This is a genomic window from Acidithiobacillus caldus ATCC 51756, from assembly GCF_000175575.2.
GTDB lineage: Bacteria > Pseudomonadota > Gammaproteobacteria > Acidithiobacillales > Acidithiobacillaceae > Acidithiobacillus_A > Acidithiobacillus_A caldus.
This window is the reverse complement of sequence record NZ_CP005986.1, coordinates 810,385-835,156: the sequence shown is the minus strand read 5'-3', so window position 1 is coordinate 835,156 and position 24,772 is coordinate 810,385. Positions and strand designations below refer to the sequence as shown.

The 24,772-nt window shown below is 63.6% G+C and carries 27 protein-coding genes; all 27 read right to left on the bottom strand.

Annotated elements, in window-relative coordinates:
* Position 1: 1 nt before the first annotated feature.
* The 27 genes from ACAty_RS04175 to iscA all read right to left on the bottom strand — a co-directional run bounded on the left by ACAty_RS04175 (position 2) and on the right by iscA (position 24,768).
* Complete coding sequence (locus tag ACAty_RS04175; RefSeq protein WP_004871120.1) at positions 2 to 1,141, bottom strand: DegT/DnrJ/EryC1/StrS family aminotransferase; 1,140 nt, start codon at positions 1,139 to 1,141, stop codon at positions 2 to 4.
* The gene (locus ACAty_RS04170) at positions 1,126 to 2,094 is read right to left on the bottom strand and encodes a Gfo/Idh/MocA family protein (protein WP_004871119.1); all 969 of its coding nucleotides are present in this window, start codon (positions 2,092 to 2,094) and stop codon (positions 1,126 to 1,128) included. The genes ACAty_RS04175 and ACAty_RS04170 overlap by 16 nt, the downstream gene beginning before the upstream one ends.
* Positions 2,091 to 2,873, bottom strand: coding sequence for an acyl-ACP--UDP-N-acetylglucosamine O-acyltransferase (lpxA, locus tag ACAty_RS04165; protein ID WP_014002508.1), 783 nt, complete (start codon positions 2,871 to 2,873; stop codon positions 2,091 to 2,093). The genes ACAty_RS04170 and lpxA overlap by 4 nt, the downstream gene beginning before the upstream one ends.
* Positions 2,870 to 3,316, bottom strand: coding sequence for a 3-hydroxyacyl-ACP dehydratase FabZ (fabZ, locus tag ACAty_RS04160; protein ID WP_004871114.1), 447 nt, complete (start codon positions 3,314 to 3,316; stop codon positions 2,870 to 2,872). Before fabZ ends, lpxA begins: the two co-directional genes overlap by 4 nt.
* The gene (lpxD, locus tag ACAty_RS04155) at positions 3,316 to 4,383 is read right to left on the bottom strand and encodes a UDP-3-O-(3-hydroxymyristoyl)glucosamine N-acyltransferase (protein WP_226047684.1); all 1,068 of its coding nucleotides are present in this window, start codon (positions 4,381 to 4,383) and stop codon (positions 3,316 to 3,318) included. The genes fabZ and lpxD overlap by 1 nt, the downstream gene beginning before the upstream one ends.
* A gap of 19 nt (positions 4,384 to 4,402) precedes the next feature.
* Positions 4,403 to 4,951, bottom strand: a complete 549-nt coding sequence (locus ACAty_RS04150; protein ID WP_014002507.1) for an OmpH/Skp family outer membrane protein — start codon at positions 4,949 to 4,951, stop codon at positions 4,403 to 4,405.
* A gap of 2 nt (positions 4,952 to 4,953) precedes the next feature.
* Complete coding sequence (gene bamA, locus ACAty_RS04145) at positions 4,954 to 7,299, bottom strand: outer membrane protein assembly factor BamA (RefSeq protein WP_004871108.1); 2,346 nt, start codon at positions 7,297 to 7,299, stop codon at positions 4,954 to 4,956.
* Positions 7,296 to 8,717 (bottom strand): RIP metalloprotease RseP, encoded by a 1,422-nt coding sequence (gene rseP, locus ACAty_RS04140; protein ID WP_226047685.1) that lies wholly within the window; start codon positions 8,715 to 8,717, stop codon positions 7,296 to 7,298. Before rseP ends, bamA begins: the two co-directional genes overlap by 4 nt.
* A complete protein-coding gene (gene ispC, locus ACAty_RS04135; RefSeq protein ID WP_038471655.1) occupies positions 8,665 to 9,831 on the bottom strand; it encodes a 1-deoxy-D-xylulose-5-phosphate reductoisomerase in 1,167 nt (388 codons plus the stop codon). The genes rseP and ispC overlap by 53 nt, the downstream gene beginning before the upstream one ends.
* Complete coding sequence (locus ACAty_RS04130) at positions 9,828 to 10,625, bottom strand: phosphatidate cytidylyltransferase (RefSeq protein WP_004871102.1); 798 nt, start codon at positions 10,623 to 10,625, stop codon at positions 9,828 to 9,830. Before ACAty_RS04130 ends, ispC begins: the two co-directional genes overlap by 4 nt.
* A complete protein-coding gene (uppS, locus tag ACAty_RS04125; protein WP_004871101.1) occupies positions 10,610 to 11,365 on the bottom strand; it encodes a polyprenyl diphosphate synthase in 756 nt (251 codons plus the stop codon). The genes ACAty_RS04130 and uppS overlap by 16 nt, the downstream gene beginning before the upstream one ends.
* Positions 11,365 to 11,925, bottom strand: a complete 561-nt coding sequence (gene frr / locus ACAty_RS04120) for a ribosome recycling factor (protein WP_004871100.1) — start codon at positions 11,923 to 11,925, stop codon at positions 11,365 to 11,367. Before frr ends, uppS begins: the two co-directional genes overlap by 1 nt.
* Entirely contained in the window at positions 11,922 to 12,650 is a 729-nt protein-coding gene (gene pyrH / locus ACAty_RS04115) for a UMP kinase (RefSeq protein WP_004871098.1), read from the bottom strand. Before pyrH ends, frr begins: the two co-directional genes overlap by 4 nt.
* Positions 12,651 to 13,529 carry a translation elongation factor Ts gene (gene tsf / locus ACAty_RS04110; RefSeq protein ID WP_004871095.1) on the bottom strand — a complete coding sequence of 293 codons (879 nt, stop codon included), beginning with the start codon at positions 13,527 to 13,529 and terminating at the stop codon, positions 12,651 to 12,653.
* A gap of 40 nt (positions 13,530 to 13,569) precedes the next feature.
* On the bottom strand, positions 13,570 to 14,325 hold the full coding sequence (rpsB, locus tag ACAty_RS04105) for a 30S ribosomal protein S2 (RefSeq protein WP_004871093.1): 756 nt from the start codon (positions 14,323 to 14,325) through the stop codon (positions 13,570 to 13,572).
* Between the two features lie 192 nt (positions 14,326 to 14,517).
* Positions 14,518 to 15,063 (bottom strand): DedA family protein, encoded by a 546-nt coding sequence (locus tag ACAty_RS04100; protein ID WP_004871091.1) that lies wholly within the window; start codon positions 15,061 to 15,063, stop codon positions 14,518 to 14,520.
* An 84-nt stretch (positions 15,064 to 15,147) separates the two neighbouring features.
* Positions 15,148 to 16,656, bottom strand: coding sequence for a Ppx/GppA phosphatase family protein (locus ACAty_RS04095; RefSeq protein WP_014002504.1), 1,509 nt, complete (start codon positions 16,654 to 16,656; stop codon positions 15,148 to 15,150).
* A complete protein-coding gene (gene phoU, locus ACAty_RS04090) occupies positions 16,653 to 17,372 on the bottom strand; it encodes a phosphate signaling complex protein PhoU (protein ID WP_004871075.1) in 720 nt (239 codons plus the stop codon). Before phoU ends, ACAty_RS04095 begins: the two co-directional genes overlap by 4 nt.
* A 10-nt stretch (positions 17,373 to 17,382) precedes the next feature.
* Positions 17,383 to 18,150 carry a phosphate ABC transporter ATP-binding protein PstB gene (gene pstB / locus ACAty_RS04085; protein ID WP_004871073.1) on the bottom strand — a complete coding sequence of 256 codons (768 nt, stop codon included), beginning with the start codon at positions 18,148 to 18,150 and terminating at the stop codon, positions 17,383 to 17,385.
* Positions 18,151 to 18,196: 46 nt separating this feature from the next.
* Positions 18,197 to 19,552, bottom strand: a complete 1,356-nt coding sequence (gene phoR, locus ACAty_RS04080; RefSeq protein WP_004871070.1) for a phosphate regulon sensor histidine kinase PhoR — start codon at positions 19,550 to 19,552, stop codon at positions 18,197 to 18,199.
* Entirely contained in the window at positions 19,549 to 20,331 is a 783-nt protein-coding gene (gene phoB, locus ACAty_RS04075; protein WP_198924226.1) for a phosphate regulon transcriptional regulator PhoB, read from the bottom strand. The genes phoR and phoB overlap by 4 nt, the downstream gene beginning before the upstream one ends.
* 3 nt (positions 20,332 to 20,334) lie before the next feature.
* Positions 20,335 to 21,381 (bottom strand): tRNA 2-thiouridine(34) synthase MnmA, encoded by a 1,047-nt coding sequence (gene mnmA, locus ACAty_RS04070; protein WP_004871066.1) that lies wholly within the window; start codon positions 21,379 to 21,381, stop codon positions 20,335 to 20,337.
* A gap of 9 nt (positions 21,382 to 21,390) precedes the next feature.
* Positions 21,391 to 21,585 (bottom strand): Fe-S cluster assembly protein IscX, encoded by a 195-nt coding sequence (gene iscX / locus ACAty_RS04065; RefSeq protein ID WP_004871065.1) that lies wholly within the window; start codon positions 21,583 to 21,585, stop codon positions 21,391 to 21,393.
* The gene (fdx, locus tag ACAty_RS04060; RefSeq protein WP_004871062.1) at positions 21,585 to 21,923 is read right to left on the bottom strand and encodes an ISC system 2Fe-2S type ferredoxin; all 339 of its coding nucleotides are present in this window, start codon (positions 21,921 to 21,923) and stop codon (positions 21,585 to 21,587) included. The genes iscX and fdx overlap by 1 nt, the downstream gene beginning before the upstream one ends.
* Complete coding sequence (gene hscA / locus ACAty_RS04055; protein WP_004871060.1) at positions 21,924 to 23,789, bottom strand: Fe-S protein assembly chaperone HscA; 1,866 nt, start codon at positions 23,787 to 23,789, stop codon at positions 21,924 to 21,926. It lies immediately after the preceding gene.
* Between the two features lie 32 nt (positions 23,790 to 23,821).
* Positions 23,822 to 24,445 carry a Fe-S protein assembly co-chaperone HscB gene (gene hscB / locus ACAty_RS04050; protein ID WP_226047686.1) on the bottom strand — a complete coding sequence of 208 codons (624 nt, stop codon included), beginning with the start codon at positions 24,443 to 24,445 and terminating at the stop codon, positions 23,822 to 23,824.
* Positions 24,445 to 24,768, bottom strand: a complete 324-nt coding sequence (iscA, locus tag ACAty_RS04045) for an iron-sulfur cluster assembly protein IscA (RefSeq protein WP_004871057.1) — start codon at positions 24,766 to 24,768, stop codon at positions 24,445 to 24,447. Before iscA ends, hscB begins: the two co-directional genes overlap by 1 nt.
* Positions 24,769 to 24,772: the final 4 nt, after the last annotated feature.

The following is a 24,772-nucleotide window of genomic DNA, read 5'->3' as shown; positions in this document are numbered from 1 at the left end:
CTCAGGACCGCAGGTGGGTGCGGATCACCGTCGCGATGCGTTCCACTTGGTCCCGTCGCAACTCCGGAAACATGGGCAGGGAGAGCACCGTCTCACTGAGGCGCTCTGCCACCGGACAGGAGGCCGGGGCGAGATCGGCAAAGGCCTGCTGACGATGTCCCGGGATGGGATAGTAGATGGCACTGGCAATTCCCTCTGCCTGCAGGGCCGCGCGCAGGGCATCGCGATCGCGCACCTGGATCGTGTATTGATGGTAGACGTGGTTCTGTCCCGCGGGCACTTCCGGCAGGCGCAGGTCGAGACCGGCCAGGGCCTCACGGTAGTATTCCGCAGCCTGCTGGCGGCCACGGGTGTAGGCTTCGATGTGGACGAAGAGTTCGCGCAAGATCAGCGCCTGAATCTCGTCGAGCCGGCTATTGTAGCCCAGCACCTCGTGCCGATAGGTCTGCCAAGAGCCGTGATTGCGCAGGCCACGAAGGCGGCGGGCCAACTCCGCATCGTCCGTGACCACCATCCCGCCGTCGCCAGCGCCACCCAGATTCTTGCTGGGAAAGAAGGAAAAGCAGGCAAGGCGACCCAAGCTCCCCAGCTTGCGTCCGCCCAGGGTGGCGCCCAGCGATTGCGCACAATCCTCGATGACCTCCACGCCGTGGGCCGCGGCCAACTCCAGCAACGCCGGCATGTCCGCACCGAGACCATAGAGGTGCACCGGGATGATGGCGCGGGTACGCGGCGTAATGGCAGCGGCGACCGCCTCGGGCTGGATGCGATAATAGCGATCGTCCACATCGACGAAGACGGGGGTGGCGCCCACGTAGCGCACCGCCTCGGCGGTGGCGATGAAGGTGAAGGTGGGGACGATGACCTCGTCCCCCGGACCAATATCCAGGGCGCGCAAGGCCAGCATCAGGGCATCGGTTCCGGAGGCGCAGCCAATCCCGTGTCCAACGCCGATGAAGGCGGCGATTTCCGCCTCAAGAGCCCGCCCCTGCTCGCCCAGAATGAAGCTCGCACCATCCAGGATGGTACCGATACCGGCCAGCATGGCCTCCTTCAGCGGCGCATAATGCTGGCGCAGATCGACCATGGGAATGGGTTCGGGACGGGCTGACGATTCCATCTGGTTCACGGCTCCCGACACGGGGTGCCCTCCTTGGCATGCAAAAACGATTCTACGGCGTCTCGCACGCCGAGGGCGGCGGCAAGGGCCAGCCTCCCCTCCCGGGCACTGCACATGGGTGCCTCTTGCCCGAGCACGGCGCCGAGGAAATTACGAATTTCATACTCCAGGGCGTCCTCCGCCGGCAGTTCCAAGACCTGCTCCTCCGCTCCCGGGATACCGGGGACGGAGCCACGCCCCCGCTCCACCAGGCGCAGCTGCCGCGTCGTGAAATCGACGGAAGCGTAGCGATCTTCCCAGAAGATCCGCATCCGGCGCACCGGCTCACGCACTACCCGGGAGGCCGCGAGATTGGCCACGGCACCATTGCCGAGGGTGACCCAGGCATTGGCCATGTCGGCTTTGTCCGTGACCGCCGCCACACCCACGGCACGGATGTCCTGGAGGTGCTCGCCACTGAACCAGAGGGTCAGGTCGAGATCGTGGATCATGAGATCCATGATGACATCGATATCCAGGGAGCGCGGCTTGAAGGGCGCCAGGCGCTCCGCCTCCACATAGCGCGGTGCGCCGAAGCCACGGCCGCGCAGATGGCGGATGGCCGGGTGCGCGCGCTCGATATGGCCAACGGCCAGCACCTTTCCTACTTGGGCGACAAGGGCTTCCAGGGCCTCGGCCTCGGCCAGGTCCAGGGTGAAGGGTTTCTCCACCAGACAGTGCACGCCCGCCCGAAGCGCCTCCGTTGCCACGGCGAAATGCGTCGAGGTGGGCGTAGCAATGGAGATGGCATCCACCCCTGCCAGCAGTTCCTCGAGGCTTGCAAAGGCGGTGCAGCCCAGTTCCGCTGCCACCGCCGCCGCGCGTTCGGGATCCTGGTCGAATACCCCCTGCAAGTTGGAACAGGCGGCATACTTCTGGGCGTGAAAGCGGCCAAGATGCCCCACACCCACCACGGCCGTGCGCAGCGTCTTCATGGCCGGGTGATACCGCGCTGGGTACCGCGCAGAAAGGCCAGGAGGTGAGCGATTTCCGGTGCATCGAGACCGCGCCGCTCCAACTCCTCCATGGCCTCCTCCAGACGCTGTCCGGAACGGAAGAGCACCCGATAGGCGCGCTTGATCTGCAGAATCGTATCCCGCGAAATGCCCCGCCGCGCCAGCCCGCGGACGTTGATACCGTGCAGGCTGGCGTGGTTGCCGGCCGCCATCATGTAGGGCGGCACGTCCAGCGGGGCCATGGTCCCGCCGCCCAGAATCGCGTGCGCCCCCACCCGCGCAAACTGATGCACTGCCGACAGGCCACCGAGGATGGCATAGTCCTCGATGCAGACGTGGCCGGCCAGCGTCGCCGCATTGGCCATGACCACATGATTGCCGATCTGGCAATCGTGGGCCACGTGGCAGTAGGCCATGAAAAGGTTGTGGTCACCAATACGGGTTACCCCGCCACCCTTGACCGTGCCGCGGTTGATGGTGACGAATTCGCGAAAGGTATTGTGGTCCCCCACCACCAGCTCCGTGCGCTCGCCGCGATAGCCCAGATCCTGGGGAGCACTGCCGATGGAGGCAAAGGGGTGGACGCGATTGCGGGCGCCGATACGGCAGGGACCCTCGATGACGGCATGGGCCCCGACCGAGCAGTGCTCACCCAGCTCGACATCGGCGCCGATCACGGCAAAGGGGCCGACGGTGCAGTCGCTTCCGAGGCGGGCAGAGGGGTCGACGACGGCCTGCGGGTGGACCACCGCGCTCATGCGTCGCGCTCGCGCAAGGTAGCCATGAGCATGGCCGATGCAACCAGGGTATCGCCGACGTGTGCCGTGGTCTGCATCTGCCACATACCTCCGCGACGACGACTGACCTCGGCAAGCAGGATCAGCTGATCTCCGGGTACCACCGGTTTGCGAAAGCGCGCCTTGTCTATACCGGCAAAGTATACCGCCTCGTTCTCGCCGTATTTTTCCTCGGAGACGAAGGCCAGCAGCGCTGCCGCCTGCGCCAGGGCCTCGACGATGAGCACACCCGGCATGACCGGGAAATCCGGGAAATGGCCCTGAAAATAGGGCTCATTGATACTGACGTTCTTCAGCGCCCGCAGATAGTGATTGGGCTGCAATTCCTCTACCCGATCCACCAGCAGGAACGGATAGCGGTGGGGCAGACGTTTCAGTATCTCGTGAATATCCAGTTGCACCATCAGTCGTCACTCTCCTCCCGGTGAGCAGAAGCACGGGCCGCTGCCGTTTTTTCCCATTGCTTGAAGCGCTGCACAAACTCCTCCAGGGTGTCGAAGCGCGCCGCCAGGCGCCGCCAGCGTCGGGCAGGGCGGGCGGGCAGCACTCCCGAGTACACCCCCGGGGTACGCAGATCGTGGGTGATGGCGCTCTGTCCTGCGATGATGCAGCCATCGGCGATGCGAATGTGGCCGGCGAAGCCCACCTGGCCGCCGATGCGACAGTGTGCCCCGATGGTCGTACTGCCCGACACTCCGGTCTGGCCGGCAATGACGGTATGCTCGCCGATGCGGACATTATGACCAATCTGCACCAGATTATCGATCTTGACGCCATCGCCGATGACGGTGTCGGCCATCACCCCGCGATCGATGCAGCTGTTGGCGCCGATCTCCACATCGCGACCGATGCGCACTCCGCCGATGTGCGGGATCTTGAGGTAGGCATCCCCGTCTGGAGCAAAGCCGAAACCATCGGCGCCAATGACGGCATTGGCGTGGATACTGCAGTTGGGCCCAATTTGGACGCCCGCATAGACCTTTACCCCAGGAAAGAGGTGACAGCCCGCGCCAAGGCGCACACCAGCACCGACGACCACACCCGTCTCCAGCCAACAGCCATCCTCGACCACCGCCCCCGAAGCCACCCGTACTCCGGCCTCGATGCGGGCAGCGGGGTGGATGTGGGCATCGACGGCAATCCAGGCCCCCTCGTCCACCCCTGGCGCCGGCCGAGGCGCCGGATAGAGATGCTGTAGCACACGCGCGAAGCTTGCGTACGGATTTCTGCTCACCAGCGCGTTGCCTTCGTACAGGCTGAGTTCCTGCTCCCGCAGAATGAGGGCACCGGCGCGGGTCTCGGCAAGGATCTGCGGTGAACGGGGCGGTTGAAAAAAGCTCAGGTCGTGGGGTCCCGCCGCTTCCAGAGGTGCTACTCCCAGTATCTGGAAGTGGCCGTCACCGCGCAACTCGGCCCTGGCGACCTGCGCCAATTCCGCGAGGCTTGCCGATGTGGTAGCGGACCTGCTCACGGCCTTTCCCGCCAACCGATCATTTCCGGTCGCCCTTGCTTGCCGGCTGTTTCTCCATGGCCGCCACGACCTGTTGGGTCAGATCGATGGCGCCGTTGACGTACAGCACGGACTTGTCGTTCAAAATGAGGGTGTAGTGACCCGCCTGACCGATCTGGCTCACCACGTGAACCAGGCGGTTCTGGATCTTTTCCAGGATCTCATTGCGCTGCACACTGATTTCGTCCTGAGCCTTGCGCTGATACTTTTGCAGGCTCATGACCATGGCCTGCAACTGCGCCTCCCGCTCCTGGCGCTGGGCATTGCTGAGCTTGGGGAAATCCTTTTCGAGGCTACGCTGAAAGTTGTCGATCTCCTGACGCTTGGCCTCGATTTCCTTCTGCCGCGCCTCGATTTGTCGATTGAGGCTGGCCGCCCCCGCCTGCGCCTCGGGCAACTCGCGCAGGGCCTTGTCCAGGTCCACGAAGCCAATCTTTATGCCTTCGGCTATCGCCCCGGGCGTCCAGGCAAGCAGCAGTAGCGCCAGAACAGACAGCCAGAGCCGGTTCCCGTGCCTCCGCAACCACATGATCAGAAGGCGTTTCCTACGGTGAACTGCAGCGGCTGGGTCAGGTCACCCGGCTTCTTGTCCAGGGGAATGGCCAAGGACAGGCGCAGGGGGCCAAGGGGGCTGATCCACAGAAAGCCCACACCGGCTGTGGTCCGCAGATTGCCAAGGCTCGGGAAATAGTTGTTGGTGTACTGGAAATTGCCCGCAGAATCGGCACTCACGCCATATACCCAGCCGCTGGCAACGAACAGATTCATACGAAAATTCTTGTTGTCCTGGAGGCCCGGCAAGGGGAAATAGAGGTTGGCATCGAGCAGGAGCTCACGCGTACCACCCACAGGATAACCGTCGATCTGCGGGCCCAGGGCATAGGTCTGGTACCCGGGCAAGGTGGTCGGCCCGCCCAGATAAAAGTTATCGAAGAAGGGCACCGGTTTGCCCGAATAGCTATTGATGAAGCCATAACGCGCACCCAACCCCCCAGACAACCAGGAGGTGAAGGGATGATAATAATTGGCTTTGATCTCGGCCTTGTAGAAACGCAATTTTCCCGGTGGCACCGCTGCCTTCAACGACAGGCTACCGTACACGCCCTTGGTGGGGAAGATGGGCGAGTTGGTGCTGTTGTAGACCAGGTCATTACCCAGGGTAATGGAATTGGCCGAATTGCCGTACAGATCGATGTAGTTCTGGTAAAGCGGATAATTCGCGCCGTTTTGCAGATTGATGTTGGTATGATCGAAGCCCAGGGTCATGTAATCGTAGACGTACTCCAGCACCGGTATACCCAAGGTCACCGAGGCGCCGTAGTCGATCTCCTGATACGGCGCGATGGCCAGAGTCGACAGATTGGTGTCGTTACGATAGAGATTGAAGCCCAGGCTGATGCCATCGGGCGTGAAATACGGATTGGTAAAAGACAGGTTGTACGCCGTACCCAGGCCGCCCACGTTGGCAGAGAACGACAGCGCATTACCCGTACCCATGAAATTATTCTGGCTGATGGAGCCATTGAAGAGGAAGCCTTGGGCGTTGGAGTAGCCCACACCCACGCTGAAGCTGCCCGTCGGTCGCTCGCTGACGTGCACATCCAGATCCAGCTCGTCGGGATGTCCGGGCACCGGCACCGTCTTGGTATCCACCTTGTCAAAGAAACCCGTCTGTTGCAGACGCAGCTTGGAGCGATCGATCAGTTCGCGATTGTACAGGGCGCCTTCCATCTGGCGGAACTGACGGCGGATGACGTAATCCCGACTCTTGTCGTTACCGCTGATTTCAATACGCCGGATGTAGACGCGATTGCCCGGATCCACCTGAAAATCGATGGCGACCTCATGCTTTTTCTCGTCCACCTCGGGTACCGGCGTGGTATTGGCAAACGCGTAACCATAATCGCCGAGCTTTTCCGCAATGGCCTGATTGGTAGCGTTGATCCGCTCCCGTGAGAAACGCTCACCCGGCTTGACCTCCACCAGCTTTTCCAGATCCTTGCGCGGCAGGACCAGATTACCCGTCAACTCGACCTTGCTGATTCGATAAACCGGCCCCTCATGAATATTGACGGTAATGTAGACGTAGCGACGGTTGGGCGTAACCTGTACCTGGGAGGACTCGATGGCGAAATTGAGATAGCCCCGGTCGAGGTAGAAATCGTGGAGCTTCTCCAGACTTTTTTCCAGCTTCTCCCGCGAGTAGCGATCGTTCTTGGTAAAAAAGGAAAAAGCGTCCGGCGCACCGATGGAGAACAACCCGCGCAGCCGGCTCTCGCTGAAGGCATGATTCCCGACGATGGTGACCTGTTTTATGGTGGCCTGCTCACCCTGATGCACATCGATATCTATGGCCACGCGATTGCGCGGCAGTTTCTCGACGTGGGTGGTGATTTTGGCATTGTAATAGCCCATGCCCTCGTATTGTTGCTGTAATCCCTGCACCACCTGATCGAGGACGGCACGGTTGAAGATATGCCGTTCTTCGAGACCGATGCCCTTGAAGGTTCCCTGCAGTTCATCCTTGGAGAAGGCCTTGATGCCCTTGGTGCGAATGCTGGCGATGATGGGCCGTTCCTGCACCACCACCAACAGATCGTCTCCGGAACGGGCGATGGTGACATCCTTGAAAAACCCGGTGGAGTACAGTTCCTTGATGGCTTGCTGCGCCTTCTGATCGTCCACGGTTTCGCTGATGTGAATCGGCAAATAGTTGTAGACTGTACCCGGGGCGATGTGCTCCAACCCACGGATCTCGATATTCTTGACCGTAAAGGGCGCGAAGGCCAGGGCAGGAGTAGCCCAGACACTACCGACGATCGCCGCCGTTACGACCAGGACGCTGGAAGCTTGAGGTACGAGGCTGATTTTTTTCACGGTTTCAACAGTCTCAGAATATCGTTGTAGAAGGCGAAGGACATGAGCATCAGAAGCAGCACTATACCGATCATCTGCGCTTTTTGCACCACCGCCGCCGGCAGGGGGCGACCCGTCGCCATTTCCACGGCGCAGAAGACGAGGTGACCGCCATCGAGGATGGGGATGGGCAATAGGTTGAGCACCCCCAGGCTGATGCTGATGAGTGCGAGAAAGGCCAGATACGGGGCGAGACCCGCGGCAAAACTCTGCCCAGCGGCCTCGGCGATGCCGATGGGACCGCTGATGTTGCTGGGCGAGACCCGGCCCGAGATCATCTGTCCCAGCATCTCCACCGTCAGGACCGACATACGGAAGGTCTGGCGCGCGCCGTAGGCCATGGCTGCGAGTGGGCCGCGCTCCTTGCGCACGATGAGGTCCGCCGGCAGCGGTGCCATGACGATCCCGATCCGTCCCTGGGGCTGCCCCTTGGCATCGAGGACGTATTCGGTGGTCACGGCCCGTACCTGGGTGACACCTTTGCGCTCGAGGCGCAACAGCAGACGCTGGTGCGGATAAGATTCAATGCGACGGGCCAGATCCTGCCAGCTGTATACGGGCCTGCCGTCCACAGCCAGAATGCGATCGCCGGGCTGCAGGCCGGCCATGGCTGCCGGACTGTCGGCCTGCACCGCACCCACCACGGGCGGCAGATAGGGACCGAGTCCCATCACCTTTTCCATGAAATCGGGACCAACACTGTCTGGGGGCAGTTTTTGCAGCGACAATTCGCGGGACTCAAGCCGACCATCCGGACTGCGGATGCGCAACTGCAGACGCTCGCTACCCACTGCCGCCGCCAGGAGATCCATGCGCAGATCCTCCCAGGTGCTGACCGCATGTCCGTTCACCGCCAGGATACGGTCGCCGGGCACGAGCTGGGCGCGCTGTCCAAGGCCATGGGGGGCCACGGTGCCGACCACGGGAGCAAGACCGGGAATGCCGATGATTGCGACGCCGGCATAGGCGACCACGGCCAGCACGAAATTGGCCGCCGGTCCCGCCAGGGCAATGAGAAATCGCCGCGCCGGTGGCAGCTGATCGTAGGCGCGCGCCCGCTGCGCCGGCGGCAAGGTGGAGCCATCCTGCTCCCCCAACATCTTTACATAGCCCCCCAAGGGGATGGCAGCAAGGACATACTCGGTATCCTCGGGACTGCGTTGCCAGCGCAGCAGCGGCTTGCCAAAGCCGATGCTGAAACGCAGGACCTGGACACCCATGGCCCGGGCCACCCAGAAGTGGCCGGATTCGTGCACCAGAATCAACAGACCGATGGCGATGACAAAGGCCAACAGGGTGAGCAACAGGCCCATGAACAGCAGACGCTCAGGCGGCTGCCAGCCCAAGGTGCGCCGCAGCGACCCGGCGGGCTTCGGCATCGATGTCCAGCACAGCGTCGAGATCCGTTGGCTGCGCCGGCTGGTAATCCGTGAGGGTCTGCTCCACGAGACGGGCAATGGCGGAAAAGGGCAAGCGACCGTCCAGAAAAGACGCCACCGCCACCTCATTGGCCGCATTGAGCACCGTAGCCGCTGCTCCATCCGCACGGAGGGCCGCGAAGGCCAGACCAAGACAGGGAAAGCGCGCAAGGTCCGGCTCCTCGAATTCCAGGGCAGGGCCGCGCGCCAGGTCGAGGGAGGATACGCCGCTGTGCATACGCTGCGGGTATGCCAGGGCGTGGGCAATGGGTGTGCGCATGTCCGGATTGCCGAGCTGCGCCAGCACCGACCCATCCAGGTATTCGACCATGGAGTGGATGATGCTCTGCGGGTGGATCAGCACATCGATCTGGTCTGCGGGGAGGGAGAACAGCCAGTGTGCCTCGATGACCTCCAGGCCTTTGTTCATCATGGTCGCCGAGTCCACGGAGATCTTCCGTCCCATCACCCAGTTGGGGTGTGCACAGGCCTGCTCCGGGGTGACGTCCTGCAGGCGTTCCAGGGGCCAAGTCCGGAAGGGCCCCCCCGATGCCGTCAGCAGGATGCGGCGCACGCCTTTCGGGTCCCCGAAACATTGAAAGACGGCATTGTGTTCGCTATCGATGGGGAGCAGCGTGGCATCGTGCCGACGCACCTCCTCCATGAAGTAGGACCCGGCCATGACCAGACACTCCTTGTTGGCCAGATAGACGCGATGCCCTGCGCGCACGGCGGCGAGGGTCGGCATCAGGCCCGCAGCGCCAACGATGGCCGCCATCACCTCAGACACACCCGGCCATCGCACCGCTTCCAGCAAGGCCTCCGTCCCACTGCCCACGCGGATATCGTCGCGACCCGCTGCCACCAGGGCCGTGTGCAGCGCCGTCGCCGCATCCGGGTTGGCCATGGCCACGAACTCCGGCGAGTGCCGCAGGGCTATCTCCAGCATTTCCTGGACCCGATGGTTACCCGTCAAGGCGAGGACCCGGAACGCTTCCGGGTGCCGGCCGATCACGTCCAGGGTGCTTTTGCCGATGGAGCCCGTGGCCCCCAAGATACAGATTCCGCGTGTCATTTCCACCAACCCAGAGCTATCAGACCCAGAACAAATACCGGAATTCCCGCCAGCATCGCATCGATCCGATCCAGCACACCGCCATGACCAGGCAGGATCCTGCCGCTGTCCTTATGACCACTGCGCCTCTTGAGCAGGCTCTCCAGGAGATCGCCCACCACGCCAAAAGCGGCCACCAGCAAGCCCAGCACAGCACCGCCCACCAGTGCATGGGGATCCCTGCCGATCAGGACCATTGCCCCCAGTGTGCCCATCATCAGTCCGGCAAGCAAGCCACCGTAGAGACCTTCTCGGGTCTTGGCTGGACTCAGCCAGGGCGCCAGCGGCTTGCGCCCCCAGGTCTTGCCCACGGCCAGCGCCAGAATGTCCGTGGCACTGACGAGGAGGATGACCCACAAGAGCAGTGGCGGACGCTGCCCCTGAAGGATCGCCGCCAAGAGAAAGGCAGGGAAAAGCGCCGGCACGGCGAGTAGCGCCATCCACCGCGGCGCCCTCTGCACTTTTGCGGGAGTACGGGCACGCAGCAGGACGATGGGGATGAGCAGCCAGAATATGCCGGCAACAGCGCAAAGCCAGATGCCGCCGCGCCAAAAAAAGACGAGGATCAGAAAGCCGAGGCTCCCCAGAAGGGCCCAGAGACGATGCCGTCCCAGCTGCGCGAGCTGCAGCCATTCGTCCAACGCGAGCAGGAAAACGCCGGCAAGGAACAGGCGGAAGATGGGCGCGGGCGCCCAGTACACCAAAGGAACGAAAACCAGGAACAACAGCGCAGCAGTGACTATTCGCTGCTGCAAGCGTCGTCCAGAAGCTGATCGCCGGTGCGGCCGAAACGCCGCTGCCGTTGCGCAAAGGACCGCAGCGCCTGCTCCAGCGCGTCGCGATCGAAATCCGGCCAGAGCACCTCAGTGAAATAGAATTCCGTGTAGGCCATCTGCCAGATCAGAAAATTGCTGATACGCTCCTCGCCGCCGGTGCGGATGAGCAGATCCGGCTCGGGGCTATCGGCCAAAGCGAGGTGTGGCGCGATGCTTGCCTCGTCCAGTTCAGCGAGATCCCCTCCACGACGCTGCAATTCCAAGGCGGCGGTACGGGCCGCCTGCGCTATGTCCCAGCGCCCACCGTAGTTGACGGCCAGGTTGAGGGTGAGTCGATCGTTACTGGCGGTGAGCGTCTCCGCTTCCTCGATGAGGGCCACGATGTCCGCCTCCAGAGCCCGGCGATCACCGATGATCCGCAGCCGTACCCCATGCTCGTGAAGGCGGCGCGCCTCGCGGCGCAGCATGAGACGGAACAGGTTCATCAGCAGACGAACCTCCAGCGGCGGGCGCCGCCAGTTCTCGGTACTGAAGGCGAAGAGGGTGAGGTGCGCCACGCCCAGTTCGGCGCAGGATTGCACCATCTCGCGCACCACCTCCGCCCCGCGTCGATGCCCCGCCACGCGCGGCAGGTGACGCCGGTACGCCCAGCGTCCATTGCCGTCCATGATGATGGCGAGGTGGCGCGGTAGGGTCGTGCTGCGATTCAGCCCGGTCATCAGACCTCCATGAGGTCCGATTCCTTGGCCTCCACCACGCCATCCACCTCGTCGACGAAGCGATCCGTGAGCTTCTGAAACTCTTCTTCGGCGCGCCGCCCCTCATCCTCAGAGATGCTTTTCTGTTTGAGCAGATCCTTCACCTGGGCAATGGCATCGCGGCGGATGTTGCGGATGGCCACGCGCGCACCCTCACCTTCCTGGCGCACGATCTTGACCATTTCCTTGCGCCGCTCTTCCGACAGCGCCGGCAGCGGCACCCGCACATTGTCCGACCCAGCCACCGGATTCAGGCCCAGGCCCGCGTCACGAATGGCCTTGTCGATCTTGGGGATCAGGGGCTTTTCCCAGGGCGTCACCAGGAGAGAGCGGGCATCGGCAACGGAAATGGAGGCCACCTGCGACAGGGGCGTGGGCGACCCGTAGTAGTCCACCTCGACGTGGTCCAGCAAGCCGGCGCTGGCCCTTCCTGTGCGCAGGCGCGTCAGTTCCGATTTCAGCGCCTCGATGCTCTTCTTCATGCGCTGCTCTGCATCTTTCTTGATTTCCGCAATACTCATGACACCTCTCTTTGCACCAAGGTCCCCTCCTCCTCACCCTGCAGCACCCGCATGAGGGCGCCAGGCTTGTTCATGGAAAAGACGACGATGGGCATGTCGTTGTCCCGACACAAGGTAATGGCCGTGGCGTCCATGACCTGCAGCCCCTGCTCCAGCACCTGATTGAAAGTCAACTCACGATAGCGCATGGCCTCCGGATGGGTGACCGGATCATCGGTGTAGACGCCATCTACCTTGGTGCCCTTGAGCACCAGTTCGGCATTGATCTCCACCGCCCGCAGGCTAGCCGCTGTGTCCGTCGTGAAAAAAGGATTGCCGGTACCGGCGCCAAAGATGACCACGCGCCCCTTCTCCAGGTGACGGATGGCCCGCCGCCGGATGTAGGGCTCCGCCACCTGCTCGATGTGCAGGGCCGACTGCACCCGCGTGGGCAGCCCCAGGTGCTCCAGGGCATCCTGCACCGCCAGCGCGTTCATGACCGTCGCCAGCATACCCATGTAGTCCGCCGTCGCCCGGTCCATGCCCTCGGCGGCCTTGGCCATGCCCCGGAAGATATTGCCGCCACCGATGACCAGAGCCACCTGCACCCCGGCATCGGCCACGCTCTTGATTTCGGCCGCCATCCGTTGCACGACGCTACGATCCACACCGTACTGGCCCTCTCCCATGAGGGCCTCACCGCTCAGTTTGAGAAGGATGCGGGAGTAACGGATGGCGGGTCCCATTCAGGCACCCCGGACCTGGGACATGACCTCCGTGGCGAAATCCGGCCCCTGCTGCTTCTCGATGCCCTCACCCACCTCAAAGCGGACGAAGCCCGTCACGCGAAGCCCCGGGTGCGCTTTGAGCAGGTCGCCAACGCTCCGGTCCGGATCCTTGACGAAGGCCTGGCCCACGAGGGCGATCTCGTTTACGAACTTGCTCATCCGACCACTGATCATCTTCTCGACGATCTCGGCGGGTTTGCCACTCTCCGCCGCCTGAGCGCGATAGATTTCCTTTTCCCGCTCCAGACGCTCGGCGGAAACCTGCTCCGGATAGGCCACTTCCGGACGGGAGGCCGCCACGTGCATGGCCAGATCGCGGCCCAGATCCTCCGAGGCCCCATCGCCTTCCAGGGCCACCAGCACGCCGATGCGATTGCCGTGGAGATAGCTGCCCAGACGTCCCTGGGAAACCTCCAGGCGCTGCAGACGACGCACGGCGATGTTCTCACCCAACTGGCTGACCAGGGTCTTGCGCCGCTCTTCCAGTTCGGCGTCGGCCAGCAGCTGCGCCACCTCCGTCAGCCCCCGCTCCAGCGCCGCCGCCGCGCAGTCCTGGGCAAAGGCGACGAAGGCCTCGTTCTTGGCGACGAAGTCCGTCTCGCAATTGACCTCCACCACCACCGCCGCGCGGGCATCGGCACTTTCCGCCAGAGCGATGCGTCCCTCGGCGGCCACTCGGCCCGACTTCTTGTCGGCCTTGGCGAGCCCCCGCTTGCGCAGGAGATCCACTGCCGCCTCCATGTCGCCGTCGGCCTCCGTCAGGACCGTCTTGCACTCCATCATGCCGGCGCCCGTGCGCTCCCGCAATTCCTTGACCTGCTGCGCAGAAATAGCCATAGCTGCTCCTTTGTGTCCGTGATTCGGGCGACTTCGCCGTTCAGTCGGCGTCGATCTCGATGACTTCTTCCTCGACCTCGACGAAATCGTCCAGGAGATCGGCTTCGCTGCCCTGACGACCGGCGAGGATGGCATCCGCAGCCAGGCTCGCGTAGAGGCGGATGGCGCGGGTGGCGTCGTCGTTACCGGGGATGGGGTAGTCGATGGGTGATGGATCGCAGTTGCTGTCCACTACGCCAACCACGGGGATCCCCAGCTTCTTGGCCTCGGCAACGGCGATGTTCTCGTGCCCGACATCGATGACGAAAAGGGCATCGGGCACACCGGTCATATCCTTGATGCCGCCCAGACTGCGCTCCAGTTTCTCCCGCTCGCGGGTGAGGGTCAGCACCTCTTTCTTGGTGAGTTTTTCCAGCGTGCCATCGACGCTCATCTGCTCCAGCTCCTCAAAGCGACGTAGCGACTGCCGGATGGTCTTGAAATTGGTGAGGGTCCCGCCCAGCCAGCGCTGGTTCACATAAAAAGCGCCACAGCGGCGCGCCTCCTCCTCGATGGCCTCGCGCGCCTGACGCTTGGTGCCCACGAACAGCACGCGACCGTGCTTGCGCGAGACCTGCTCGAGGAAAGCCAGAGCGGTACGCAGCATGGGCAGGGTATGCTCGAGGTTGATGATGTGGATGCGATTGCGTTCACCAAAGATGTAGGGGGCCATCTTGGGATGCCAATAACGCGACTGGTGACCGAAGTGCGCACCGGCTTCCAGCAAAGCGCGCATGCTGACATTGGGACTGCTCATGGAGATGCTCCTGCGTAGGGGTTGCTGTCCGCCACCGATCCCAGACGACGATCCCGAAGGACACCCGCGCGCCTGCGCCGATCGGTGTGTGAATTTGGGCCCATAAGCCCTCGCCCATGAGCCCTGGCGGTTTATACCAAAGAATGCTTGCGCCCGCAATCGCCGCAGACCGGCGCCCCCATCCTCGGCGCTTCAGCGCCGCCGGTGCAGCCACCAAGCGACGATGGCTCCGACGATGAGTAGCCCAAGAAGCGCCAGCTGAACGTTGTGCACGTTCCTTAGCAACGGGCGCAGCGAGGCGCCGAGGAGATAACCCACCACCGACAACACCACCGCCCATATCAGTGCGGCCAGCGGGTTCATCCACAGGTAGCGACGCGGCGGGTAACGGTGCACACCCAGGAGGATGGGCGTGATGGTGCGGGTGCCATAGATGAAGCGAAACACCAGGGTGATGACATTGCCGTAGCGGCGGATCAGCCCCTCGGCCTTGACCACATGACGCCGCAGGAAGAGCGGAATCCATCCCAGCACGCGATCCCCGTAACGATACCCCACCTGGTACAGGACCTGATCGTTGATGGTGCTGCCGGCAAAGGCGGCGGCAATCACCCACGGCAATTCCAGGATACCCGCCTGGGCCAGGGCGCCGGCCACGACCACCACCGCCTCTCCCTCCAGCAGGGTTCCGAGAAAGAGGATCCCGTAGCCGTAGTGGCGCAAGAACTCGATCACCATGTCGAGGGTGATTGGCGCGTAACCGAGGCTCTCCAGGAGCCCATTGAACAGATCGATGGGATTCCCCTCCCTGCGGGCGATGGTTTAGCAGAGCACCTGAAAATCGGGATTGACCAGGATCTGCTCCTGCTCCAGATCTGCGGCCAACAAGGGGGCGGTGGTACGCCAGTTCGGGGGAAAGCGCAACTCCAGCGTCCGCCCACGAATGGTCAGGCTTGGCTTGTGGTCGAGACCGGTAGCACCGCGCTGCAGGACGATGGCCAGGCGCAGGAGCACGGCCAGTCGCTGCAGTCCCTCGACATCCTCCGCCGCGACTCCCAAGGCCTGCAATTGCGAGAGACTCAGGAGTTTTTTGCGTTGGCAGCGCACCAGACAGGCGATGAGATTCTGCTCACGTCGCGAGAATCCGGCGATGTCGCCATTGCGCCAGATGTATTCACCGTGCTTGTGAAAGCCCGAGTGGGCGATGTCCAGCCCGATGTCGTGGGTGGCCGCAGCCCAGCGCAGCCAGGCGAGGTGGCCATCGTGCAGCGCCCAGGCGTGACGTGCGGCGGCAAACAGCTGCCCTGCCCACTCCACGACTTCGGCATTGCGTTGTACCTGGCTGTGAAAGCGCTGCTGGAGGTTGGCAACGCTCAGTTCACGACTGTCCTCGTGGTGGATGCGCCCGAGCAGATCGTAGATCGCTCCCTCCCGCAAGGCCCCTTCGGAAAAACGCATTTCCTGGATCCGCAGGGAGGCGAAGAGGGCGAGGAGGATGGCTAGTCCGCCGGGGAAGACCGCCGCCCGATCGCTCTTCAGTCCGCGCAGCTTGTGCAGGGCAGAAATCTGTCCCAATTGGAGTACCTGCGCGCGCAGCCACTCCAGACCGCCGGGGGTGATGCGCGTGCCCTGGCCGTTCTCACTGAGGATGCGCAATACCGCCTTGATGGTGCCCGAAGAGCCCACCGCCTGATCCCAACCGTGGCGAAAATAATCGCCAAGGCTCGGTTCGATGGCCAGCCGCACCCGATTCTGCAGGGCCGCCATGGCAGCCTCGCTGATGCGGCCGTCGGCAAAGAAGCTGCGTGTCGAAGCCACGCAGCCATAATTCAGACTCTCGGTGATCCAGGGCTGAAAACCGGTGCCGGCAATGACCTCGGTGCTGCCACCGCCGATATCCACCACCAGCCGCCGCTCACGGGCATCCACGGCGAGGCTGTGGGCAACACCGAGATAAATCAGGCGCGCCTCTTCCCGTCCGGCGACGATCTCCACCGGAAAACCGAGGGTTTTTTCGATGGCGCCCACGAAGTCTTCGGCACGGGTGGCCAGGCGCAAGGTATTGGTGCCGATGACCCGCACGCGCTCGGGCGGCACTCCCTGCAAGCGCTGGGCAAAACGCGCCAGACACTCCAGGGCGCGACTCGCCACGGCTGGGTCGAGGCTGCCGTCCGGACGCAGGCCCTCGGCCAGACGCACGCCCTCACGCAGACGATCCAGAAGCCGGAGCTCCGTCCCCCACTCCTGCGCCACCACCATGTGAAAAGAGTTGGAGCCAAGGTCGACGGCAGCCAGGAGCGCAGGTTCGGGGGAGGACGACGGCAGGGTCATGAAGCTCCTTTCTGCAGATCTTTGGCAACCTGTTCCAGGGGAATATGGCGAACATTGCGCCCCTTGGCAAGGTAGATCACGTATTCACAGACGTTACGGGCATGGTCGCCCACCCGCTCCACCGCCTTGGCGATGAACAGGGCGTCGATGGCCGCGGTGATGGTGCGGGGATCCTCCATCATGTAGGTCACGAGACGCCGCGTCGCCCCGCGGTACTCCTGGTTGAGTTCCTCGTCGCCTCGGGCGATGCGGATGGCCGCATCGGCGTCGGCCCGCGCCAGCGCATCCATGGCCTCGCGCAGCATGCGCAGCGCATATTCCCCCATGGCGTGCACATCGCGCAGAAAATTGGCGTGGATCGCCTGGGAACCGTGGCCCATGGACAGCACCATGTTGGCAATCTTGGCGGCCTTGTCGCCGATACGTTCCAGATCGGCAATGGTCTTGATCAGCGTCATCACCAGACGCAGGTCGCCGGCTGCCGGTTGCCGCCGGGCCAGGATGCCGATGCACTCCTCCTCGATGCGGACCTCATAGCCATTGACCACCGCATCCCGGGAGATGATCTCGTTGGCCAATTCACTGTCCTGGTGCTGCAGGGCCACCATGGCGTTGGCGAACTGCTCCTCCACCACGCCCGCCATGGTCAAGACCAGTTCGTGCACACCCTGAAGTTCCTCGTCGAAACGCTGCGAAATGTGGGGCTCTTTGTCCATGTTCGACTCCTTAGCCGTAGCGACCGGTGATGTAATCTTCCGTCTGCTTCTGTTGTGGGTTGGTGAAGAGCTGCTGGGTCGGACCGAATTCCACCATCTCCCCCAGGTACATGAAGGCCGTGAAATTGGAGACGCGGGCTGCCTGCTGCATGTTGTGGGTGACGATGAGAATGGTGAAACGATCGCGCAGTTCGCTCACCAGTTCCTCGATCTTCAGGGTGGCGATGGGATCCAGGGCGGACGTGGGCTCGTCCAGAAGGATGACCTCGGGCTTGACCGCCACGGCCCGGGCGATACACAGGCGCTGCTGCTGGCCGCCCGAGAGGCTCAGACCACTGGCCTTGAGCTTGTCCTTGACTTCATCCCAGAGGGCTGCCTGGCGCAGGGCCTGCTCGATCCGCTCGTCCATCTCGACTTTCCGCAGTTTTTCGTAAAGGCGGATGCCGAAGGCGATGTTGTCATAAATGGACATGGGGAAGGGCGTGGGCTTTTGAAAGACCATTCCCACCTTCGCGCGGAGCAGGTTCACGTCGATGCTGGGGCTGAGGATGTCCTCTCCGTCCAACAGCACCTGACCAACGGCCCGCTGCCCGGGGTAGAGGGAATACATCCGGTTGAACACCCGCAGCAGGGTCGACTTGCCGCAGCCCGAGGGACCGATGAAAGCCGTCACCTGCTTCTCCGGGAGCTCGATGTTGATATCTTTCAGTGCCTTGTTGTTACCGTAAAAAAAATCCAGGTGGCTTACCGTGATCTTGGCCTTGCCTTGCTCCGCCATGTTCTCCCCCATCCGAGTAAAAAACTCGACCGATTATAACGGCATTTTATGACACTTTGATGACAGCGACGGTGTTTTCCGGCTCGCGCTCTACCTCTCGGCGCCGCCCCAGGGCCAACGGGAAATGGACCCGAAAGACCGAACCGCGACCCACCTCGCTGTGGATCTCCAGCCGTCCGCGGTACCGCTCCACGGCATGGCGGACGATGGCGAGCCCCAGACCCGTCCCGCCGACGCGTCGGGAGCGTCCGCGATCGACCCGATAGAAGCGCTCGGTGATGCGCCGCAAATGCTCCGGCGCGATGCCATCGCCCTGGTCCTCCACCGTAAAGCACAGTTCCGTCGCCGTCTCACTCCAAGCTATCCGGATCAGCCCGCCGGCGGCGGAATATTTCACGGCATTGTCCACGAGATTGTGGACGATGCTCTGAACATCCAGCGGTTCCGCGAGGATGGCCAGATCCTCATCCACCTCCAACGCCAGTCGCAGCGCTTTTTCCTGAATCCGCGGAGCCAGGCTATTGAGGCTGCGGTGCAGAAGTTCGGCTGGGAGGAGCTCCTGGAGGCGCTGCGGGTCGGGTTCCGTCGATTCCATGCGGGCCAGGGAGAGCAGATCCTCCACCAAGGACTGCATGCGCTGGCTCTGTGCCTCCATGAGCCGCAGTTGCGGACCGACCTCGGCGTCACGACCCAGGGGGCCGTCCAGGAGATTTTCGAGGAATCCGCGGATGACCGTCAGGGGGCTGCGCAGTTCGTGGGAGACGTTGGCAACGAAATCCTGGCGCACCTGCTCCAGTTGCCGCAAGCGGGTTATGTCGCGAAAGAGCACCAGGGCCCCGGCATCGCCCAGGGGGTAGCGCAAGCCCTCCACTATCCGCTCCGGATCACGCGGCATGGGCATCTGGATTGCCGTGCTTGCCTCGCCGCTCAGAAACTGGCGCATCTGCGGCAGACGCAGCCAGTAGGCAAAGGGTTTGCCGAGGTCGTCTGGCCAGTGCAGGCCGAGTAGCTGCACCGCCGCCGGGTTGACCCAGAGCAGACGGCCGTCCTCGTCCATGAGGATGACGGCATCGGGCATGGCCTGCAGGGCATCGCGCAACTGCACGATCTGGGCGCTCAATTGCCGCTGGGTGATCTCCTGATGCCGGCGCCAGTGGTAGCCCTCAGCAAAGGTTTCCTCCCAGATGCCCGCACTCAAGGGCGGCATGCTGGTGCGTTTTTCCCGAAACCAGGCGCGAAAGCGTAGGGCCTGCTGCCGATGCCAGCCCACCCAAAGGGCCGAGACAAAGGCCGAAAACCAGAGAAAGGCGGCGATCTGGTGCAGCGGAACCCGTCCCCACCACCACAGCAGGGCAAGACTCAGGGGCAGCAGCAGCGGGAACCAGGCCCGCAGAAAACTCACGCATCCTCCTCCACCAGGAGCCCGCGCGGTGCCAAGGGATTGCAGCGATAGCCCTCACCGCGCACCGTCTCGATGATATTGGCGTAGCCCACCTTGGCCAGGGCACGGCGCAGGCGGCGGATGTGGACATCCACGGTGCGCTCCTCGATGAAGCTCTGCCGACCCCAGATGTGGTCCAGCAGGGCTTCCCGGGAATAGACGCGGTCGGGATTGGTGGCAAAGAGGCGCAACATGCGGAATTCCGTGGGGCCCATACCCACCAGTTCATCGTCGAGGGTGACCCGGTGGGCCTTGATGTCCACCAGCAGTTCACCAATGCGGACGTGGGTTGGAGTGAGCCCTCCGTAGCTGCGGCGCAGCAGCGCCTGCACCCGGGCGCCCAGTTCCCGCGGCGAAAAGGGCTTGGACAGATAGTCGTCGGCGCCGGACTCCAGTCCGTGGACCCGATCGCCCTCTTCGCCCCGGGCGGTGAGCACGATGATGGGCAGGCTCTGGGTCCGCTCCGCCCGCCGCAGGCTGCGACACCAGGCAACTCCACTTTCACCGGGCAGCATCCAGTCGAGCACGATGAGGTGGGGCATGGGATCCCGAAGATGCTCCTCCGCCTGTTCCACACTCGCCACGCAGGTCACGTCGAAGCCCTGTTTCTGCAGGCTCAGACGCAAAAGCTCCTGGATGCCTTCCTCATCCTCCACCACGAGGATGCGATAGACGGTCTTGCCTAGCTCGAGATCGGACACCGGTTCCCGCCCCTCCTTCAGAACCCAATTCCAACGCATGCCTCATCCGTCCGCGATCCAACCGCCGCCCAGCAGCCGATCGCCATCATAGCACACGGCAGCCTGCCCCGGGGTAATGGCCCGCTGTGGTGTGGCAAAGCGCAGGTGTGCCGCCGCTCCATCCAGCAGCCGCAGCGTCGCCGGGACCGGGGACGCTGCGTAGCGCAGCTTGACCGTGACCGGAGTGTCCAGTGCTACGCTCTGTGTTGTCAACCAGTTACAGTCGCGCAAGCGCGCCTCGCCGCGGAACAGGGCGGCTTCAGGGCCCACCTGCAGCCGGTTGTGCTTGGCATCGAGAGCAAGGACATAGCGCGGCACCGCTGCCCCTCCACCCAGACCGCGGCGCTGGCCGACGGTGTAGTGGACGAGACCCTCGTGCTGTCCCAGCACGGCTCCCGTGGCATCGACAATGTCCCCTGGCCGTACCTCCACCTGCGTCTGCGATTTGATGAAGGCGCCGGTGTCGCCATCGGGGATGAAGCAGAGATCCTGTGAATCGCCCTTGGCGGCGATGGCCAAACCGCGCTGCCGTGCCCAGGTGCGCACCTCCTCCTTGCGCCACTCCCCGAGGGGGAACCGCAGCCGGGGCAAGAGCTCCCCGGGGACGGCAAACAAAAAGTAGGACTGATCCTTGCGCTCATCCACGGCACGCCGGAGTTGCCAGTCGTCCCCCACCTCGCGCAGGCGCACGTAATGCCCTGTCGCCAGAAAATCGGCTCCGAGCGCCGCCGATTCCTGCCACAGGGCAGTGAATTTCAGAAGCTGATTGCAGCGCGCGCAGGGATTGGGGGTACGTCCGGCCAGGTAATCGGCAACGAAGGGCTCGACGATGGCCTCGCGAAACCGCTGACGATAGTCCAACACCCGATAGGGGATCCCTAGCTGCGCACACAGGTCCGCGGCATCTTCGATATCGCGCTCGTCGCAGCAGCGACTCTGAGGCCACAAACGCAGGGTGACTCCCACCAAGTCGTGACCCGCATCGGCGAGGAGCGCTGCTGCCACCGCCGAGTCTACCCCACCCGACAGGGCGACGACGATTCTCGCCACGCCCCGCGCCTAGTCCCGCTCGGCGAGCCAAGCCATCTGGATGGCCTCGAGGATACCCTCGTTGGAGCGCTCCGGGTCGTCCGCGAACTCCGGCAACTCCGTCACCCAGCGGTGCAGGTCCGTGAAGCGGATGTGGGCCACATCCACATCGGGATGGGCTTCATCCAGGGCGATGGCGATATCCTGGGTGTCCGTCCAACGCATCAGTGCCGCTCCTTTTCCAGGTTGATGGTGTACTTGGGAATCTCGATGACGAGGTCGGCATCGCCCACCTTGGCCTGGCAGCTCAATCGGGAGGTCGGTTCCAGGCCCCAGGCCTTGTCCAGCAGGTCCTCTTCCTTTTCTTCGGCGGGTTCGAGGCTATCGAAGCCCTCGCGCAGGATCACGTGGCAGGTGGTACATGCGCAGGACATCTCGCACGCGTGCTCGATGTGCACGCCATTGCGCAGCGCCGCTTCGATGATGCTCTCCCCCGGTTCGGCATCGAATTCGGCGCCCTCGGGACAGAGTTCGTGGTGCGGCAGGACTCGGATGTGGGTCATTCAATCCTTCCATTCGTCGATGGAGTGGCCGGCCATGGCACTGCGCACGGCACGGTTCATACGCCTTTCCACCAAAACCTCCGCCGCCTTCTCCAAGGCTTCCATGGCGGCGGTGATGGTATCGGCATCGCTTCCGGCGAGGGCCCGGTCGAGATCGTCCCGGGCCGCCTCGATGGCCTGGCGCTCAGCGTCCGCAAGCAGGGCCGCATCGGCGGTCAGGGCGCTGGCCAGGGCCTCACGCGCCCGCTCACCCTCTACCCTGGCCTCGGCCAGGCGGCGATGGGCGACATCGTCGGCGGCGTTCTGCAGGGCATCCTGGAGCATCTGGGTGATGGCGGCGTCGTCGAGGCCGTAGGAGGGCTTCACCTGCACCTCGGCACGCACCCCCGTGCTGGTTTCTTCGGCGCGGACGGCCAGCAGGCCATCGGCATCCACCTGAAAGGTCACGCGAATGCGCGCCTGGCCGGCCACCATGGGAGGGATACCGCGCAAGGTGAAGCGGGCCAGAGAACGATTGTCTTCCACCCGATCCCGCTCACCCTGCAGCACATGGATGGACATGGCCGTCTGACCATCCTTGAAGGTCGTGAACTCCTGGGCGCGCGACACCGGGATGGGCGTATTGCGCGGAATGATCTTCTCCACCAGCCCGCCCATGGTCTCGAGGCCCAGCGACAGGGGCAGCACATCCATGAGCAGGAGGTCCTCACCCTGGTTACCCACCAGGGCGTCGGCCTGAATGGCTGCACCCAGGGCGACCACGCGATCGGGATCGATGTCCGTCAGGGGCTCCCGGCCAAAGAATTCGGCAACCATGCGCTGCAACAGGGGAACGCGGGTGGCACCGCCCACCAGCACCACCCCGTCGATGGCCGAGCGCTCCACACCCGCGTCGCGCAGGGCCCGGCGGCAAGGCGCCAGGGTTCGCTGCAAGATGGGCGCGATCCAGGACTCGAGATCACTGCGTTGCAAGGTCCAGCTACGGCTCTCGCCCGTGGGCAGGACGAGCTGGGCGGTGGCCGAATCCACCTCGCTCAAACGCTCTTTCAGACCACGCGCAAGCTGCAGACTCTGGCGCCGAAAGCCCGGGTCGCGGGCAAAATCCGGAAACTCCTCCAGCAGATGCTCGGCTATGGCATGGTCCATGTCGTCACCACCCAGAGCGGCATCGCCGGCGGTGGCGAGCACCTCGAAGACGCCCTGCTGCAGGCGCAACAGCGAAAAATCGAAGGTCCCGCCGCCCAGATCAAAGACGGCGTAGAGACCACGGGAGCCCTTGTCCAGACCATAAGCCACCGCTGCGGCCGTCGGTTCCGCCAGCAGACGCAAAACCGGGAGACCGGCCAGGGCAGCCGCATCCTTGGTGGCCTGCCGCTGGGCGTCATCGAAATAGGCCGGCACCGTGATGACCGCCCCCTGGGGCTCCCCGCCCAGGGCGGCGACGGCTCGCTCCTTGAGGGCCTTGAGGATCTCCGCCGAGACCTCCACGGGACTCTTGTCCCCGGCCACGGTGCGAATCCGCACCATGCCCTCCCCCGGCACGATCTCGAAGGGCAGATGCCCCGCAAGACGGCCGACATCCGCCGCCCCCCGGCCCATGAAACGTTTCACCGAGGCAATGGTATTGTGGGGATCCTCCACGGCAGCCGCGCGGGCCGCGTAGCCCACCTCGACCCGCCCATCGGCAGCGTAATGCACCACGGAGGGCAACAACACCCGCCCCTCCAGATCGGGAATGGTCTCGGGTATGGCCGAGCGCACCGTTGCCACCAGGGAATGGGTGGTGCCGAGGTCGATACCGATGGCCAGACGCCGCTCATGGGGAGCCTGGCTCTGTCCCGGTTCGGCAATCTGCATCAACGCCATACGTCCCTCCTCGTGCTATGCGCCCAACTGCCCTAGGCAAAATCCCAGGACTCTTCCCTGCGCTCCAATTCTGCCCGCAGTTTGCGCAGATACTGCCATTCCTGAAGGGCCGCAGCCAAGGCCTCGCCGTCGCTGTCCTCCCGCGCGAAGGCTGCGGCGACTCGCTGCTGCAGGCTCTGTTCATCCTGCCCGATCTGTCGGCGCAGGTCATCCAGAGCCGCTTGATCCCGCGCCTTGGCAATGGACTCCAGCTGTTCGCGATACTCCATCTGGCGCATGAGGAGCTCGGGATCGCGAATACTGCCTTGCGCCTCACCCAAAGCCGAATGCCCAAAACGTCGAGCAAAAAGATAGTCTGCACGTCGCAGGGGGTCCCCGAGCACTGCTGCGGCCTCATTGATCCGCGTACTCCACTCCAGGGAGCGCCGCTGCAGGGATGCGGACGCCCGAGCAAAGCGATCGGGGTGGAGATGCCGTTGCAGATCCAGGGCGCGCTCGCGCAGATCTGCCGCATCCAAGGCGTAGGACTCCGGCAGCCCCAAACTGGCAAAGAGGCTGCAGGAAGGATCGAAGGGCAGCAGGGCAGAGCAGGCAGGGCAGAGCACCGAACAGGTAGCGCATTCTGCCCCGCACTGGGGACAACGCAGCGGGGCCATCAGGTCGTGAAGCTCTCGCCGCAACCACAGGTGTTCTTGACGTTGGGATTGTTGAAGCGAAAGCCCTGGTTCAGCCCCTCCCGGGTGAAATCCACTTCCATCCCGTCCAGATAAATCAAGCTCTTGGGATCCACGAAGAGGCGCACATCGGCATGGCTGAACACCCGATCCTCGGGTCTTGGCTCATCCACGAACTCCATCACGTAGGAAAGCCCCGAACAACCGCTGGTCTTGACCCCGATACGGATGCCCTGCCCTTTGCCGCGCTTGGCGATGCTGCGACGCACCTGCTCGGCAGCCCGTTCCGTTAGGACGATGGCCATGCTG

Excerpts from the sequence above, each read along its gene's own strand:
- iscX (WP_004871065.1), bottom strand. The coding sequence starts at position 21,585 with ATGCGTTGGACGGACACCCAGGATATCGCCATCGCCCTGGATGAAGCC.
- ACAty_RS04100 (WP_004871091.1), bottom strand. The coding sequence starts at position 15,063 with ATGGTGATCGAGTTCTTGCGCCACTACGGCTACGGGATCCTCTTTCTC.
- lpxA (WP_014002508.1), bottom strand. The coding sequence starts at position 2,873 with ATGAGCGCGGTGGTCCACCCGCAGGCCGTCGTCGACCCCTCTGCCCGC.
- hscB (WP_226047686.1), bottom strand. The coding sequence starts at position 24,445 with ATGGCCCCGCTGCGTTGTCCCCAGTGCGGGGCAGAATGCGCTACCTGT.
- tsf (WP_004871095.1), bottom strand. The coding sequence starts at position 13,529 with ATGGCTATTTCTGCGCAGCAGGTCAAGGAATTGCGGGAGCGCACGGGC.
- rpsB (WP_004871093.1), bottom strand. The coding sequence starts at position 14,325 with ATGAGCAGTCCCAATGTCAGCATGCGCGCTTTGCTGGAAGCCGGTGCG.
- iscA (WP_004871057.1), bottom strand. The coding sequence starts at position 24,768 with ATGGCCATCGTCCTAACGGAACGGGCTGCCGAGCAGGTGCGTCGCAGC.
- ACAty_RS04095 (WP_014002504.1), bottom strand. The coding sequence starts at position 16,656 with ATGACCCTGCCGTCGTCCTCCCCCGAACCTGCGCTCCTGGCTGCCGTC.
- fabZ (WP_004871114.1), bottom strand. The coding sequence starts at position 3,316 with ATGGTGCAACTGGATATTCACGAGATACTGAAACGTCTGCCCCACCGC.
- ACAty_RS04170 (WP_004871119.1), bottom strand. The coding sequence starts at position 2,094 with ATGAAGACGCTGCGCACGGCCGTGGTGGGTGTGGGGCATCTTGGCCGC.
- phoB (WP_198924226.1), bottom strand. The coding sequence starts at position 20,331 with ATGCGTTGGAATTGGGTTCTGAAGGAGGGGCGGGAACCGGTGTCCGAT.
- pyrH (WP_004871098.1), bottom strand. The coding sequence starts at position 12,650 with ATGGGACCCGCCATCCGTTACTCCCGCATCCTTCTCAAACTGAGCGGT.
- pstB (WP_004871073.1), bottom strand. The coding sequence starts at position 18,150 with ATGGCGGAGCAAGGCAAGGCCAAGATCACGGTAAGCCACCTGGATTTT.
- uppS (WP_004871101.1), bottom strand. The coding sequence starts at position 11,365 with ATGACCGGGCTGAATCGCAGCACGACCCTACCGCGCCACCTCGCCATC.
- rseP (WP_226047685.1), bottom strand. The coding sequence starts at position 8,717 with ATGCCGAAGCCCGCCGGGTCGCTGCGGCGCACCTTGGGCTGGCAGCCG.
- hscA (WP_004871060.1), bottom strand. The coding sequence starts at position 23,789 with ATGGCGTTGATGCAGATTGCCGAACCGGGACAGAGCCAGGCTCCCCAT.
- fdx (WP_004871062.1), bottom strand. The coding sequence starts at position 21,923 with ATGACCCACATCCGAGTCCTGCCGCACCACGAACTCTGTCCCGAGGGC.
- ispC (WP_038471655.1), bottom strand. The coding sequence starts at position 9,831 with ATGACACGCGGAATCTGTATCTTGGGGGCCACGGGCTCCATCGGCAAA.
- ACAty_RS04150 (WP_014002507.1), bottom strand. The coding sequence starts at position 4,951 with ATGTGGTTGCGGAGGCACGGGAACCGGCTCTGGCTGTCTGTTCTGGCG.
- frr (WP_004871100.1), bottom strand. The coding sequence starts at position 11,925 with ATGAGTATTGCGGAAATCAAGAAAGATGCAGAGCAGCGCATGAAGAAG.
- phoU (WP_004871075.1), bottom strand. The coding sequence starts at position 17,372 with ATGGACAAAGAGCCCCACATTTCGCAGCGTTTCGACGAGGAACTTCAG.